Below are 14,009 nucleotides of genomic sequence, written 5' to 3' on the forward strand. Positions count from 1 at the left end.
GCCGAGGCCCGCCTACGCCTCGCCGGCCTTGCGCATGCGGATGAGCTGCGCTCGGGCCGTCACCTCGAGGCGCTCCGGCAGGGCGGCCACCCGCTCCGCCAGCGTGGCCGGGTCGAGGTGGCGCGCCGACGGGCTCATGCCCACCTGCGCGGCGATCGCCTCGCGTTCGAGCTGCATCGGGAACTCGATCAGCTCGGCGTCGGCCACCGGCTCGAGGTGCCCCTTCGCCTGCTCGAGCATGCGCTCAAGCTTCCCCTCCTCCACGCCGAGGATTCCAAGGGGCTCGCGCAGCTCGTCGAGGTGGCCCTGATCGGCGGTGAGGATGACGGCCTCGCCGCCGTCGACAAGCACGCGCCGAAACTCCTCCGGATTGCGCGGGGCGAAAACCACGGTGATGGCGTGCACCGATGCGTCGCGAAGCGGGATGCGCTCCCACACGTCCGCCACCACGGCCCCAGTGCGAGGGTGGGACTTGGCTAGGTGCTTCGCGGCCGGCACCGAGATGTCCAGGCCGACGCCGCGCGCGCCGTCGATGCTGTCCAGCGTGTGGGCGAGGTAGTAACCCGTGCCGGCGCCCACTTCGAGCACCACCGGGTCATCCACCTGCGCCGCGCTGCGCTCGATAACGTCCCCCACCGCGTCCGTCACCGCCTCCACGAACGGCGCGAAGTACCCCTGCGCCAAAAACGCCTCGCGCGAGCGGACCATCTCCAGGGAATCGCCGCCGTGGTTCAGCCCCTTGCCGCCCACGAGGGAGACGTACCCCTGGCGCGCCACGTCGTAGGAGTGGCCCGACTCGGAGACGAGGCGCGAAAAGCCGTCCTCGCCGCGTAAGCGCGTCAGATCGACCGGGTCCGCCAGCACGTCGACGATATTCGAAAGCATGTGGCAATAGTACCGCAGCCCCGCCGCCGCGAAACGTCGCGGTAGCGGGGCTGCGTGCGGTACGAGGCTCGGGCGGCTACTCGGAGGCGTCCAGCAGGAGCTGGCCCAACTCGCCGGCCTCTTCCTTGCTCAGCTCCACCACAAGCCGGCCGCCGCCGTCCGAGGGGATGCGCATCACAATCTTGCGGCTCTCCTCCACGGCCTCCATCGGGCCGTTACCGGTGCGCGGTTTCATTGCTGCCATGCGTCGGGTCTCCTTCACTCTTTGCAATTGCTTCCGCCGATTCTACGCCAACTTGCGCGGGGGCCGCGGCCGCCGGCGCCGCCAGCTCGCGCCGCGGCGAAGCGTAGCCCTCGGACAGGTCCGCGCCCGTCAGCTGCGCAATGAGCGCGTCCACCTGGTCCATGCGGTAGCCGCGGTGCACCACCTCGAGCTGGATGTCGTCGAAGCGCCCCTCCTCCACGGCGGCGCGGTTCGCTCCCTTCACGTCCTCGGTGTCCTCCAGCGGCGGCAGCGCCTCGCCGCGGCCGAAGAGGGCGGAGAAGATCCAGAAACCCAGCACGCTGAACACGATCAGCGCGGCGATGAGCACGATCCAGGAAAGCAGCATGCGCGCTATCTTAATCAGCCAGCCACGGCGGGCGCTGCAGCACCTCGTCCGCGCCCGTCGCGCCCGCCCGGGCGAGAATCGTGCGCGCCACCACGTCGGCCATCGGCGCGAGTTCCGCGAGGGGCCGGTTGCGGTGCTCCCGTGAGCCGAGCTCGGCCTCAGCCACCGCTTCGGGGCCGTATTGCTTTGCGACGTCAACCAGCAACCCAACCTCCACCCCGTAGCCCGCCACGAACGGCAGGCGCAGCGCCGTGGAGCGCCGCACCGCGTATTCGCCGCTCAAGGGCTGGCGCACGTGCGCGAGCTCCGGGAAGAACGCGCGCAGCAGGGGCTTGGCCGTGAGCTCCGTGACCCGCCCGCCGCCGCGGCCGGTCTCGCCGGCGGCGCGCACGTAGTTGGCCTTGACCAGGTGCACCGCCGGGTCCGCGAGCGGGGCGGCGAGCGCCGGGAACCACCACGGCTGGGCGTTAACCACGTCCGCGTCGACGAAGACGACCACCTCCCCGCGCGCCGCCTTCACCCCGCGCCACAGCGCCTCGCCCTTGCCGGGCACCGGCTGACGGGGGTCCACGTCGCGCCAGTTCACCACGCGCGCCCCGGCCCGCTCGGCCGCCCCGGCGGTGCCGTCGGCCGAGTCCGAGTCGATGACCAGCACTTCACCGGCGCCCGAACGCAGGCAGGCGTCCACCACGCCGGCCACCGTGCGCTCCTCGTTGAGCGCCGGGATCACCACGCTGACCGCGGCGAGATCAACCGCGTCGCTCACGCCAGCCCCCGCACCGTGTGCAGCGGCGGTGCCTCGCCGGAGATCGCGGCGGTCATGCGGATCACGTCCACGGTCTCGCGCACCTGGTGCACGCGGAAGGCGGCCACGCCGCGGGCGGCGGCCCAGGCGGTGGCGGCGAGGGTGCCGGCCACGCGCTCCTCCACCCCGCGGTCCACCGTCTCGCCCACGAAGTCCTTGTTGGACAGCGCCATGAGCACTGGCCACCCGGTGGCCACCAGCTCGTCCACGCGGCGCAGGATCTCGAGCCCGTGGTAGGTGTTCTTGCCGAAGTCGTGTGTCGGGTCGATGAACACCTTCTCCGCCGGCACGCCGAGGGCGACGGCGCGCTCGGCCAACGCGGTGGTCTCGCGGATCACGTCCGCGACCACGTCGTCGTAGCGCACGCGGTGCGGGCGGGTGCGCGGCACGGCCCCGCCGGTGTGGGAGCACACGTATCCCACCCCGGCGGCGCCCGCTACCTCCACCAGCTGCGGGTCGAAGCCCGCCCACGTGTCGTTGATCAGGTCCGCGCCCGCCTCGATCGCGGCCTCGGCCACCCGCGCCCGCCACGTGTCCACGCTCAGCGTCACACCCGGGTGGGCGGCGCGCACGGCGGCGATCACGGGCACCACCCGGCGGATCTCCTCGGCCGGGTCCACCTCGTCGCCCGGGCCCGCCTTGACGCCGCCGACGTCGATGATGTCCGCCCCGTCCGCGATCGCGCGGCCGGCGCGCTCCACCGCCTTATCCACGGCGAAGGTGGCGCCGCGGTCATAGAAGGAGTCGGGCGTGCGGTTCACTATCGCCATCACGCGGGCGAGCTGCTCGGCCACGGGCGCAACCTTAGGCGTCGCGGGGGCGGCCGTCGTCGCCCAGGCGGCCGTCCGTCATCACCTGGTGGGCGCGCACGATGTGGTCCACGGCCTCCTCGACGGAATCGGTGACGATAAAGAGCTCGTCATCGCCCTCCGAAATCAAACCTCGCGCGAGCTGCTGGCTGCGCATCCACTCCACCAGCCCGCACCAGAACTCCGTGCCCATCAGCACGATTGGGAAGTTGGTCACCTTGCCGGTCTGCACCATGCACAGCACCTCGAAGACCTCGTCCATGGTGCCGAAGCCGCCGGGCAGCGAGATGAACGCCTGGGAGTACTTCAGAAACATGGTCTTGCGCGCGAAGAAGTAGCGGAAATTCAGGCCCAGGTCCACCCACTCGTTGAGGCCCTGCTCGAAGGGCAGCTCGATGCCGAGGCCCACGGACATGCCGCCGCTCTCGTGCGCGCCGCGGTTCGGGCCCTCCATCAGCCCGGGTCCGCCCCCGGTGATCACGGCGTAGCCCGCCTCGGCCAGCGCCTTGCCCACCTCGCGCGCCATCTCGTACTCCGGCGTGCCCTCGCCGAGGCGGGCGGAGCCGAACACGGTCACTGCCTTGGGCAGCTCGGACAGCGCGTCGAAGCCGGCCACGAACTCGGACTGGATGCGCATCACGCGCCACGGATCCGCGTGCTTCCAATCGTGGTCGGAGTGGCCGAGGGATTCGAGCAGCCGCTGGTCGTAGGTGGTGGGCTGGTGCGCGTCGTCGCTGCGCACCATTATCGGCCCGCGCAGTTTGCGGTCGCGCTCGGGTTTCGGGGTGATGTGGGGCGCCATGTGGTCTCTTTCGCTTTTGCTTGTCGACGTTTCCCTTGCTGCCCTACTCCCCCGAAAGGTACGCGAGCAGCTGCGCGTGCACGCCGCGGATCTGGGAGACGGGGCACTGCTCGTCCTTCTTGTGGGCGAAGCCGGGGTCGCCGGGGCCGAAGTTGACGGCCGGGACACCCAGACTAGAGAAGCGGGCCACGTCCGTCCATCCGAATTTGGCGCGGAAATTGCCGCCCACGGCGCGCACCAGCTCGGCCGCCACCGGGTCGTCGAGGCCGGGCAGGGCGCCGGGCGAGGCGTCATCGTAGGTCAGCTCTAGCGGGCCGGCGAGGGCGAGCACCTCCTCCAGGTGCGCCTTGGCCTCTGGCAGGCTGCGGTCCGGGGCGAAGCGGAAGTTGATCACCAGCCGGGCGTGGTCCGGGATGGTGTTGGTGGCCACGAATCCCTCCATGCCCACCACGTTCAGGCCCTCGCGGTACTCGCAGCCCGCGATCGTGACAGTGCGCGGCTGGTACTCCGCCACGCGGGTGAGCACCGGGGCGAGCTGGTGGGCGGCGTTTTCGCCCAGCCAGCTGCGTGCGGAGTGGGCGCGGGTGCCGTGCGCGTCGACGAAGACGCGGATGGTGCCCTGGCAGCCCGCCTCGATCACGCCGCCGGAGGGCTCGCCCAGCAGCGCCAAGTCCCCCGCCAGAAGCTCGGGGCGGTCGCGCTCCAAGTGGGCGAGCCCGTTGTACCGCGCGGCCACCTCCTCGCCCTCGTAGGCGATCAGCGTCATGTCGAAGGCGCACGCCTGCCCGCCCCGGGAGGCGAGCCGGGCGAAGACGCTGAGGTAGCAGGCCAGGCCGGACTTCATGTCCACCGACCCGCAGCCGAAGAGCAGATCCTCGCCGTCCGCGCCGCGGCCGAAGTGGTGCGGGGTGTTGCCGGCCAGCGGCACCGTGTCGACGTGGCCGGCGAGCACCACCCGCTGCGGGTGCCCGAAGTGGGTGCGCGCCACCACGGTGTTGCCGCTGCGGATCACCTCCACGCCCCCGAGGGTGCGCAGCGCCGCCTCGATCGCGTCCGCGATCTCGGCCTCGTGGTGGGAGGGGGACTCGATGTCGATGAGGGCGGCGGTGAGGGCAACGGGGTCGTCGAAAAGCAAAAGCTCAGTCACCCCGCAAATCCTACGTGGGGGGTGGTTTAGAGTTATCCGCATGTCAACTTCCCTCGCGCGCGGGCTGAAAACGCGCCACCTGACCATGATGGGGCTCGGCTCCGCCATCGGCGCCGGGCTGTTCCTGGGCACCGGGGTGGGCATCGCCGCGGCCGGGCCGGCGGTGCTTCTGGCCTACATCATCGCCGGCGCCATCACCGTGCTAGTCATGCAGATGCTTGCCGAGATGGTGGCCGCCCGGCCCTCCTCCGGCACCTTCTCCACCTACGCCGAGCAGGCGTTCGGGCCCTGGGCCGGGTTCACCATCGGCTGGCTGTACTGGTTCATGATGATCATGATCATGGCGGTGGAGATCACCGGCGCCTCCGCCATCATCGCCGCCTGGTTCGGGGTCTCGCCATGGATCCCCGCCCTGATCGCCATGGCCGCGTTCACCGCCATCAACTTCACCGCCGTGAAGAACTACGGCGAGTTCGAGTTCTGGTTCGCCCTGATCAAGGTGGTGGTCATCGCCGCGTTCCTGGTGCTCGGCGCGCTGCTGTGGCTCGGCGCCCTGCCCGGCACCGGGTTCGTGGGGCTCACCAACGTCGCCGATGTGGGCTTCATGCCCAACGGCTGGGGCGGCGTTGCCACCGCCCTGCTCGCCGTGGCGTTCGCGTTCGGCGGCATCGAGCTGGTCACCATCGCCGCCGCCGAATCCGACGACCCGGAGGTGGCCGTCCACTCCGCCATTCGCACCATCATCTGGCGCATCAGCTTCTTCTACATCGGCTCGGTGCTCCTGATCGTGCTGCTGCTGCCCTTCGACCAGATCGGCGGGGCCAGCGACGCCTCCGAGTCCCCCTTCACCGCCGTGCTGCGCATGGCCAACATCCCGGGCGCGGTGGGCATCATGGAGGCCGTCATCGCCGTGGCGCTGCTGTCCGCCTGCAACACCCAGATCTACGGCTCCTCGCGCTTCCTGCACAACCTCGCCGTGCGCGGCGACGCGCCGGCGGCCTTCGCCGCCACCGACGCCCGCGGCGTGCCCGTGCGCTCCGTGGTCGTGTCCGTCCTCTTCGGGCTCGCGGCCGTGGGGCTGCAGTACTGGAACCCGCCGGGGCTGCTCGCCTTCCTGCTCAACGCGGTCGGCGGCTGCCTGGTGGTGATCTGGTTCGCCATCGCGTTCTCCTTCCTGCGCATCCACCCGCAGCTGGAGGCGGACGGTGACATCACCGAGGTCCGCATGTGGGCGCCCGGTGTCCTGCCGTGGGCGACCATCGCCCTGGCCGGCGGCATCGTGGCGCTCATGCTCACCAACCCGGACGGGCGCTTCCAGGTGCTCGCCGTGGCCGTTGTCGTCGGCGTGATTGCACTGTGCGGCGCGGCGTGGACGCGCACGGAAACGTTCCAATCCAACCACAAGCAGCAAGGAGTTCGCGGCGATGAGTAGCGCGGCTGGTACCAGGGGGGCGTCGGCAAGCACGAGCCCCCAAAACGAACTCGGCACGGGCCTTCAGCCCCGCCACCTCACCCTCATGGGCCTGGGCACGGCGATCGGCGCCGGGCTCTTCCTCGGCGTCGGCGTGGGCATCCGCGCCGCCGGGCCCGCGATTCTGCTCGCGTACGTGATCGCCGGCGCGATCGTCATCGCCGTGATGCGCATGCTCGGCGAGATGGCCGCCGCCGACCCCTCCTCCGGCTCCTTTGCCACCTACGGGCGCCAGGCGTTCGGGCACTGGGCCGGGTTCCTGCTCGGCTGGCTGTACTGGTTTTTGCTGATCATGGTGTGCGGCGCGGAAATCACCGGCGCCGCCGCGATCATGGCCGGCTGGTTCGGCATCCCGCAGTGGATCCCCGCGCTGGTGGCCGTGGCCGTGTTCGCCGTGGTCAACCTCGCGCAGGTGCGCGGCTTCGGCGAGTTCGAGTTCTGGTTCGCCATGATCAAGATCGCGGTCATCCTCGGCTTCCTGATCATCGCCGCGCTGCTGTGGCTCGGGCTGTGGCCGGGGCAGGAGTTCGTCGGCTTCAGCAACGTGCGTGAATCCGGGTTCGCGCCCAACGGCATCCCGGGCATCGCCGCCGGCCTGCTGGCCGTTGCGTTCGCATTCGGCGGCATCGAGGTGGTCACCATCGCCGCCGCGGAGTCCCAGAACCCGGCGCAGGCCGTGAAGAAGGCGGTCAACTCCGTGATCTGGCGCATCGCGTTGTTCTACGTCGGCTCCGTCATCGCCATTGTGCTGCTGCTGCCGTTCGCGCAGATCGACGGCGCGGATTCCGCCGCGGACTCCCCCTTCGCGCTCGTACTCGCCATGGCCAACATCCCCGGCGTTGTCGGCTTCATGGAGGCCGTGATCGTGCTCGCGCTGCTGTCCGCCTTCAACGCCCAGATCTACGGCACCTCGCGCATGGCGTACCAGCTCGCGCTCGAGGGCGACGCGCCGCGCTGGCTCGCGCGCACCAGTGGCAACGTGCCGCGCAACTCCGTGTGGGTGTCCATCTTCTTCGCGCTCGTGGCCGTGGCCCTGCAGTGGTGGAACCCGCCGGGGCTGCTCGACTTCCTCATGAACGCCGTGGGCGGCTGCCTCATCGTCACGTGGATCATGATCACGCTCAGCTACATCCGCCTCCACCCCACCATCCGCGACTCCGCCGTGAAGGTTCACGGCGCCGCGTGGCTGCCGTGGGTGACGCTCGCCGCGCTGGTTGCGCTCATGGGGCTCATGCTTTTCGACGCATCCACACGCAACCAAATCATCTCCGTCCTGATCCTCTCCGCCGGCCTCATCGCCGCGTCGTTTCTGACCGGCCGGCGCGACCGGAGCGCCGCCCCTGGCCTGTAGCGGCGATGCTCTAAGGTGCAAGGCATGACTGCTCTCTCCGCGCAGGCCCGCGGCCTTGCCACCATCACCCACGACGGCACAGTTCTCGACGTTTGGTACCCGGCGCCGAAGGTTGGTGCAAAGGGTGCGTCGACAAGCACAAAGCGCTTGGAGGAGGCGGACCCGCGCTTCGCCGAGCTCGAGGGGCCCGACGAGGCCCGCGGGGTGGCGCGCGTGGCCGTGGAGACCACCATCGCGGACCTCACGCAGCCGGCCGTGGACGCGTACGACGTGTACCTGCGCCTGCACCTGCTATCCCACCGCCTGATCAAGCCGCACGACGCCAACATGGACGGCGTGTTCGGGCTGCTGGCCAACGTGGTGTGGACCAACTACGGGCCGTGCGCGGTGGCCGACTTCCAGATGACGCGCGGGCGCCTCGCCGCGCAGGGGCCCGTGGTGGTCTACTCCGTGGACAAGTTCCCGCGAATGGTGGACTACGTGGTGCCGTCCGGCGTGCGCATCGGCGACGCGGACCGCATCCGCCTCGGCGCGCACCTCGCCGAGGGCACGACCGTGATGCACGAGGGGTTTGTGAACTTCAACGCGGGCACGCTGGGCGCATCCATGGTTGAGGGCCGCATCTCCGCCGGCGTGGTGGTGGGCGACGGCACCGACATCGGCGGCGGCGCCTCCATCATGGGCACCCTGTCCGGCGGCGGCAAGGAAGTGATTAGCCTGGGCGAGCGCTGCCTGCTCGGCGCGAACGCGGGTGTGGGCATTTCGCTTGGCGACGACTGCGTGGTGGAAGCCGGCCTCTACGTGACCGCAAGCTCCAAAGTCGTGCTGAGCGCGCCGGTGGCGGAGGCGCTGGGCAAGGAGGCGGGTGCCGAGGTGAAGGCGCTCGAGCTCTCCGGCAAGAGCGGGCTGCAGTTCCGCCGCAACTCGCTCAGCGGCGCCATCGAGGTGGTGCCGGCGAAGGGCATCGCGCTCAACGACGCGCTGCACGCGAACTAACCGTCCCAGTGTGCCGCCTTGGGGGTGGGCGGTCAAGGGGTTGGGTGGTGGTTGTGGATAACGGCGGGGGGGGGGGGGGGGGGGGGGGCGCCCCCCCCCCCCCCCGGGGCCGCCCCCCCCCGCCCGGGGGGTGGGGGGCGCGGCTGCCCGCGCGCTGACCACGATGAACGGGGGGAGCGTCGGAGGTGTATAAGAGACAGGGGTGCGCGCCGCGTCGGCGATCAGCGCCAACGGCGCGAGCGCTTCCTCCCACTGCGCCGGCGTGGAGGTGGGCGCGAGCTGCGCCAGCGCCCACGCGCCCTCGCACCACACGGCAGACACGGCCGGCGGCAGCTCCGCCAGGGCGGTGCGCACGCGGACGTCGACGAAGCGGCGCACCGGGCCGGCGTCGGTGCCGAAGACGGTGAAGCCCTCCTCGCGCGCCACCTCAACCAGGTCCGTCGAGGACTCCACCGCGAAACCGTCGCGGCGCATGTCCACCACCACGGCCGAGGCCTCGCCGGTGGACATGGCGATCACCGTGGCGGCGCCCAGGTCGGCCACGTGCATGTCGTGCCCGTACACCTGCCCCGACACCACGTCGCGCGCCGTGCTTCCCGACGCCGCCGCCCCCCGCTGCCACTCCCCCGCCAACAGGTCGTCCTCCCTGGCGAAGGCGAAGCCGCGCGCCTCCGCCCACGCCCGGCGCTCCCGCCGCTCCCGGCGCGACGCTCCCGGCAGCTGCAGACCGGGCTGGGGGGCGTCGACAAGCGAAGGCTCCCGCTCGCGCGCGTCCGCGTTCCACAACCACAGGCCGGCGGCGAGCGACACCAGCGCCAGGAGGATAAGTAGGTATGCCATTGGGAACCGATGTTAGTGCCCCGCGCGGGGCCGGCTGGTATCGCTACAGGTCGGTGGAGACCGGGTTGCCCGGGTTGGCCGACCACTGGGACCAGCCGCCGATGTAGTGGCGCGGCACCGGCAGGCCCGCGTGCGCCATGGCGGCGAGCAACAGCGCCGAGTGGTTGCCCGAGCCGGAGTAGAAGATCGCGTCCGCCGGGTCCGAGTCCTGCGTGATTCCGACCTCAGCCAGGCGCTCGCGGATCTCCTCGGCGGGCTTGACCGCGTTGCTGTCCTCCTCGAAGAGGTCACCCACCGGCAGGTTCACCGCGCCCGGGATGTGGCCCGCCTGCAGATCCAGGATCTCGCGGCGGCCTTGGAAGCGGCGTTGGGAGCGGGCGTCGACAAGCAAGCCCTCAAACTCGCGGACCTCCTCCATCTCCGCGGTGGGCAAGTGGCCCGTGGAGATCTCCACCTGGCGCGGCACGACCACGTTGCCCGGGCCCGCCACGGTGGGAAGCCCCCTCGCATCCCACTCGGCGAAGCCGCCGTCCAGGATCGAGACGTCTTCGATGCCCGCCCAGCGCAGCACCCACCACGCGCGGGCGGCGAAGAGGCCGTTGCCGCCGTCATAGATGAACACCGGGCGGCCCGGCTCGACGCCCCACGCGCGGACCGCCCTGCGCAGCGTCTCGACGTCCGGCAGCGGGTTACGCCCGCCACGGCGGCCCGGCATGCCCGTGAGCTGCGACGCTGGGTCGCAAAACACAGCCGTGGGGATGTGCTCGGATTGGAACTTCGACCAGGACTGGCCCGATTTCGCTTCCCACAGCGACGCGAGAACGGTTTGGCGCTTTCCGGATTTAATGTGCTCGTGCAGGGTTTCCGCGGAGACGAAGACGCTCATGGCGCCAAGTGTAGCCAGGGTTGGGCGGGCGCTCAGGGCGTGCGGGGTGGGCGCGGAGTTGGCGGCAGGGCGCTCAGGGCGTGCGGGGTGTTGGCGGCAGGGCGCCGGGGCGGAGGTTGGGTGCTCGATGCGGTGGTTACGCGGGGCAAAACCCAAATGATCATTAGTACCTGGTCATTAGTCGGGTAAAGCGCCCGGGTGAAGCGCGGCGCTATCAAGCGGTGGTTGCACCACTTTGTGCTAGTTGTTGCATCATCTCACGCGGTGTCATGCCGTTGAAGATGACTCTGGGCGTGTCGTTGAGTTCGTCTTGGACCCAGGCGACGTGGTCGACGGTGACTTCTTTGAAGTCGGTGGCTTTGGGGTAGAACCGGCGCCGGATCTCGCCGTTGGTGTTTTCGTTGGTGGGGCGCTGCCAGGGTGAGTGCGGGTCGCAGAAGTACACCGCACAGCCTTCCGCAATTTTCACCTGGGCGGTCATCGCCATTTCTGCCCCTTGATCCCAGGTGATGGTCTTTAGCTGCTCTTTGTTGAGGTCTTTGACCATGTCCTGGATCGTTTCCACCACTGTCTTCGAGCTGTGGTCGTCTGGAAGGTGACCTAACAGGGTAAATCGGGTGGTGCGCTCAACCAGGGTGATCAGGGCACTCTTGCCGTTTTTGCCGATGACGAGGTCGCCTTCCCAGTGCCCGAAGATGGCCCGGTCGTCGACTTCAGGGGGGCGTGTGGTGATTTCAGCACCCTTGATCCAGCCACGTCGGTTGGTCAGCAACCCAGCGGTGCGTTTGCGTGGTTTGCGTTGTGCCCCGCCGCGGATCAGCGCGTGTTGGTCTTTGATGTAGGCCTCGAGTTCTTGACGCAGGCTGCCGGCACCTTGAATGTAGATGGCGCTGTAGATCGAGAGAGTGTCAGGAAGTTTGTGTGTGAGGCTCTGATCTGAAAGGAGTTTCACCGATAATGACTACGGTGTCACCGAAGAAAGGCTATGACCCGTCGAGGGTCAACGCGATCAGCGAGAAGCTGATGGATAACCCCGAGCTCGCAAAGCTCATCGGGGAGCTCTCCACCTCCACCGACGACGCCAGTGAGCTGGTGAAGGGGCTTTTGCAGGCATCGATCAACGCTGGCCTGCAGGCGGAGATGGACGCCCATTTGGGCTACGAGCACTCCGACCGCAAAGCCAAAGCCCAGGTAGATACCGGTGATGGTGGTAACCACCGCAACGGGTCCTACACCAAAACCGTGGATTCTGGCTATGGCCCGCTGGAAGTGACCGTGCCCAGGGATCGGGCGGGGACGTTTCGCCCGCAGATGGTGCCCAAAGGTGTCCGCAGGCTCACCGAGCTTGATGACATGATCATCTCCCTGTACGCGGGTGGGATGACCGTGCGCGACATCCAGCACCACCTTGCAACCACCCTTGGGGTGGACATGAGCCCGGATACCATCAGCACGATCACCGACGCGGTGCTCGATGAGGTGATGCTGTGGCAGAACCGCCAGCTAGATGAGTTCTACCCGGTGATCTTCCTCGACGCACTTAGAGTCAAGATCCGCGACGGCCACCGCGTGGTCAACAAGTCCTGCTACATGGCCGTTGGCGTGGACATGGACGGCATCAAACACATCTTGGGGTTGTGGATCGCTGATACCGAAGGTGCCGCATTTTGGGCATCCGTATGCGCTGACCTTGCCAACCGTGGGGTGCAAGACGTGTTCATCGTCTGCTGCGACGGACTCAAAGGCCTGCCCGAGGCGGTCGAAGCGACGTGGCCGAATTCCATGGTGCAAACCTGCATCGTGCACCTGATCCGGGCGGCGAATAGGTGGGTGTCCTACCAGGACCGCAAACCCGTCTCCCGAGCGCTGCGGAAGGTCTACACCGCACCGAATGAGGACACCGCCCGTGCCGCCCTAGACGCGTTCGAGGCATCTGAGCTTGGGCGCCGCTACCCGCAATCGGTGAAGGTGTGGCGCGACGCGTGGGACCGGTTCGTGCCGTTTCTGCAGTTCCCTCCGGCGGCCCGCCGGGTGCTCTACACCACGAACTCGATCGAGTCGCTTAATGCTGAGTTGCGCAAAGCCACCCGGAACCGGGGCCAGTTCCCGAACGATACCGCGGCGTTGAAGACGTTGTGGTTGATGATTTGCAACATCGAAGACAAGCGCGCCGCCCAGCGGGCGAAGAAAGCGAAACGGGTAACCGAATCCAACGGCTATATTGAAGGGGCGAAAGCCACCGGGTGGAAACAAGCCATCAACCAACTAGCCGTGGCATACCCCGACCGATTCGCGGACTACTTGTAAACTAAGCCCCCGCACACAAACAATCGGACACTCTCTAGATCGATTCGTGGGAGATGTGCATAGCCCCATCATCCGGGTAGCAGCTACGCAAACGCCGCTCGATGCGCTTAGGCGACCATCGCCTGGCTAAACCGGCCAGCACTTCTTGACGCAGTAGCAGGCAAACGTCAATCTTTCGGGGCTTGGGGCGCCGTTTGCGCTCGGCGGTGAGCTCTTCAGCGTGCTCAACGTTGTAGAAGGTTGTGACGGCCCCATCATGGTCGATGCAGGTGACGGCGTTTCGTTCTATCTCACGCTTGACCACAGTGTGGTCGCGGCCTATATCCCGACCGATCGCGCGGATGCTGCGACCGGCTGCGATCCCTTCAGCAATGCGGATACGATCCACTGTGCTCAAACGGGTTCCCCGCCCAACTTTCTCGCCGGCTTGGCTGGGTTGTGTGCTTACGACACGAGGCTCTGTGATCGTCATGGCCTCATTTTTCAACCACAGGTATACAGTGGCCTCACTCAAGCTAAGCGTGTCGGCGATCTGGGGCACCCGCCACCCTCTATTTGCCAGTACGAGCGCTTCTGCTCGTTTCTTCGTGAAGTGCTTCTGGCTGCCCCGTGGGCCTTGCACACCCGCTTTGCCCATCCACACATACACTGCGTGCGCGCTGCGGCCGATCTCTTTCGCAACATGGTAAGGGCTACGCCCAGCACGCACCTGCGTCAACGCGTACTCCCGCTCCTGGGCAGTAGCGTTTTTCACCCCCGCCACCGCAATGGGTGATTCCTGGCGCAGCCGATAACACAACGCCCCCGGATCCATCCCAACCATTTGAGCAGCCTTGGCCTGGCTCATCCCTAGCGCGAGCAGCTTCTTCGCCTCAACGAACAACGCGTCATTAGCAGCCGCTTTAGCATTCTTCGGCGCAGGCACACCGGCTTTCCTCAACCATCTCCACACATTGTGCTTCGTGACGCCTAACGAAGAAGCAACCTCGGCAACCATCTCACCAGCCGCCACCCGAGCAACCGCCTCCCGGCGAACCTCCGCGGGGATCTCCTTCGAACCCACAACAACCACCTCTTTCTGTCTGAGGTGGTGCATTCA

General features: G+C 68.2%; 14 protein-coding genes and 1 pseudogene. 5 read left to right on the forward strand and 10 right to left on the reverse strand.

Going from position 1 to position 14,009, the window contains the following annotated elements:
• Window positions 1-12: 12 nt before the first annotated feature.
• The 7 genes from BN4252_RS06150 to dapE form a co-directional block, all read right to left on the reverse strand.
• Window positions 13-885 (reverse strand): methyltransferase domain-containing protein, encoded by an 873-nt coding sequence (locus BN4252_RS06150; RefSeq protein WP_066527658.1) that lies wholly within the window; start codon window positions 883-885, stop codon window positions 13-15.
• Window positions 886-961: 76 nt separating this feature from the next.
• Window positions 962-1,129 carry a DUF3117 domain-containing protein gene (locus tag BN4252_RS06155; RefSeq protein WP_078056801.1) on the reverse strand — a complete coding sequence of 56 codons (168 nt, stop codon included), beginning with the start codon at window positions 1,127-1,129 and terminating at the stop codon, window positions 962-964.
• A complete protein-coding gene (locus tag BN4252_RS11300) occupies window positions 1,101-1,496 on the reverse strand; it encodes a cell division protein DivIVA (RefSeq protein ID WP_187370930.1) in 396 nt (131 codons plus the stop codon). The genes BN4252_RS06155 and BN4252_RS11300 overlap by 29 nt, the downstream gene beginning before the upstream one ends.
• 10 nt (window positions 1,497-1,506) lie before the next feature.
• Window positions 1,507-2,262: a glucosyl-3-phosphoglycerate synthase gene (locus BN4252_RS06165; protein WP_066527665.1), complete on the reverse strand. Its 756-nt coding sequence runs from the start codon at window positions 2,260-2,262 to the stop codon at window positions 1,507-1,509.
• Window positions 2,259-3,071: a dihydropteroate synthase gene (folP, locus tag BN4252_RS06170; protein WP_066529236.1), complete on the reverse strand. Its 813-nt coding sequence runs from the start codon at window positions 3,069-3,071 to the stop codon at window positions 2,259-2,261. The genes BN4252_RS06165 and folP overlap by 4 nt, the downstream gene beginning before the upstream one ends.
• A gap of 34 nt (window positions 3,072-3,105) precedes the next feature.
• On the reverse strand, window positions 3,106-3,912 hold the full coding sequence (locus BN4252_RS06175) for an LOG family protein (RefSeq protein ID WP_066527669.1): 807 nt from the start codon (window positions 3,910-3,912) through the stop codon (window positions 3,106-3,108).
• A gap of 43 nt (window positions 3,913-3,955) precedes the next feature.
• Window positions 3,956-5,059, reverse strand: coding sequence for a succinyl-diaminopimelate desuccinylase (dapE, locus tag BN4252_RS06180; protein WP_230208587.1), 1,104 nt, complete (start codon window positions 5,057-5,059; stop codon window positions 3,956-3,958).
• A gap of 40 nt (window positions 5,060-5,099) precedes the next feature.
• Here dapE and BN4252_RS06185 point away from each other — a divergent pair, with 40 nt between their 5' ends.
• The 4 genes from BN4252_RS06185 (at window position 5,100) to BN4252_RS06200 (ending at window position 9,733) form a co-directional block, all read left to right on the forward strand.
• Window positions 5,100-6,491 (forward strand): amino acid permease, encoded by a 1,392-nt coding sequence (locus BN4252_RS06185; RefSeq protein ID WP_066527674.1) that lies wholly within the window; start codon window positions 5,100-5,102, stop codon window positions 6,489-6,491.
• A complete protein-coding gene (locus BN4252_RS06190) occupies window positions 6,484-7,881 on the forward strand; it encodes an amino acid permease (protein WP_066527677.1) in 1,398 nt (465 codons plus the stop codon). Before BN4252_RS06185 ends, BN4252_RS06190 begins: the two co-directional genes overlap by 8 nt.
• 24 nt (window positions 7,882-7,905) lie before the next feature.
• Window positions 7,906-8,877 carry a 2,3,4,5-tetrahydropyridine-2,6-dicarboxylate N-succinyltransferase gene (gene dapD / locus BN4252_RS06195; protein WP_066527678.1) on the forward strand — a complete coding sequence of 324 codons (972 nt, stop codon included), beginning with the start codon at window positions 7,906-7,908 and terminating at the stop codon, window positions 8,875-8,877.
• Between the two features lie 202 nt (window positions 8,878-9,079).
• Window positions 9,080-9,733, forward strand: a complete 654-nt coding sequence (locus tag BN4252_RS06200; RefSeq protein ID WP_066527679.1) for a hypothetical protein — start codon at window positions 9,080-9,082, stop codon at window positions 9,731-9,733.
• 27 nt (window positions 9,734-9,760) lie between these two features.
• Here the strand turns inward: BN4252_RS06200 and BN4252_RS06205 are convergent, their stop codons facing one another.
• Both BN4252_RS06205 and BN4252_RS06210 read right to left on the reverse strand, forming a co-directional pair.
• The gene (locus BN4252_RS06205) at window positions 9,761-10,603 is read right to left on the reverse strand and encodes a sulfurtransferase (RefSeq protein WP_066527680.1); all 843 of its coding nucleotides are present in this window, start codon (window positions 10,601-10,603) and stop codon (window positions 9,761-9,763) included.
• A 214-nt stretch (window positions 10,604-10,817) separates the two neighbouring features.
• Window positions 10,818-11,504: pseudogene (locus BN4252_RS06210) on the reverse strand (IS30 family transposase); the annotation flags it as partial.
• 56 nt (window positions 11,505-11,560) lie between these two features.
• Between BN4252_RS06210 and BN4252_RS06215 the strand changes: the two are divergent.
• Window positions 11,561-12,910: an IS256 family transposase gene (locus BN4252_RS06215; RefSeq protein WP_066524898.1), complete on the forward strand. Its 1,350-nt coding sequence runs from the start codon at window positions 11,561-11,563 to the stop codon at window positions 12,908-12,910.
• 34 nt (window positions 12,911-12,944) lie between these two features.
• Here BN4252_RS06215 and BN4252_RS06220 read toward each other — a convergent pair whose 3' ends face one another.
• Window positions 12,945-13,973, reverse strand: a complete 1,029-nt coding sequence (locus BN4252_RS06220; protein ID WP_066527681.1) for a helix-turn-helix domain-containing protein — start codon at window positions 13,971-13,973, stop codon at window positions 12,945-12,947.
• Window positions 13,974-14,009 lie beyond the last annotated feature (36 nt).

Source organism: Corynebacterium bouchesdurhonense (genome assembly GCF_900078305.2).
Classification (GTDB): domain Bacteria; phylum Actinomycetota; class Actinomycetes; order Mycobacteriales; family Mycobacteriaceae; genus Corynebacterium; species Corynebacterium bouchesdurhonense.

What these genes read in the sequence shown, in the direction of transcription:
- BN4252_RS06150 (WP_066527658.1), bottom strand. Translation starts at nt 885, where the DNA reads ATGCTTTCGAATATCGTCGACGTGCTGGCGGACCCGGTCGATCTGACG.
- BN4252_RS06155 (WP_078056801.1), bottom strand. Translation starts at nt 1,129, where the DNA reads ATGGCAGCAATGAAACCGCGCACCGGTAACGGCCCGATGGAGGCCGTG.
- BN4252_RS11300 (WP_187370930.1), bottom strand. Translation starts at nt 1,496, where the DNA reads ATGCTGCTTTCCTGGATCGTGCTCATCGCCGCGCTGATCGTGTTCAGC.
- folP (WP_066529236.1), bottom strand. Translation starts at nt 3,071, where the DNA reads ATGGCGATAGTGAACCGCACGCCCGACTCCTTCTATGACCGCGGCGCC.
- BN4252_RS06175 (WP_066527669.1), bottom strand. Translation starts at nt 3,912, where the DNA reads ATGGCGCCCCACATCACCCCGAAACCCGAGCGCGACCGCAAACTGCGC.
- BN4252_RS06185 (WP_066527674.1), top strand. Translation starts at nt 5,100, where the DNA reads ATGTCAACTTCCCTCGCGCGCGGGCTGAAAACGCGCCACCTGACCATG.
- BN4252_RS06190 (WP_066527677.1), top strand. Translation starts at nt 6,484, where the DNA reads ATGAGTAGCGCGGCTGGTACCAGGGGGGCGTCGGCAAGCACGAGCCCC.
- dapD (WP_066527678.1), top strand. Translation starts at nt 7,906, where the DNA reads ATGACTGCTCTCTCCGCGCAGGCCCGCGGCCTTGCCACCATCACCCAC.
- BN4252_RS06205 (WP_066527680.1), bottom strand. Translation starts at nt 10,603, where the DNA reads ATGAGCGTCTTCGTCTCCGCGGAAACCCTGCACGAGCACATTAAATCC.
- BN4252_RS06215 (WP_066524898.1), top strand. Translation starts at nt 11,561, where the DNA reads ATGACTACGGTGTCACCGAAGAAAGGCTATGACCCGTCGAGGGTCAAC.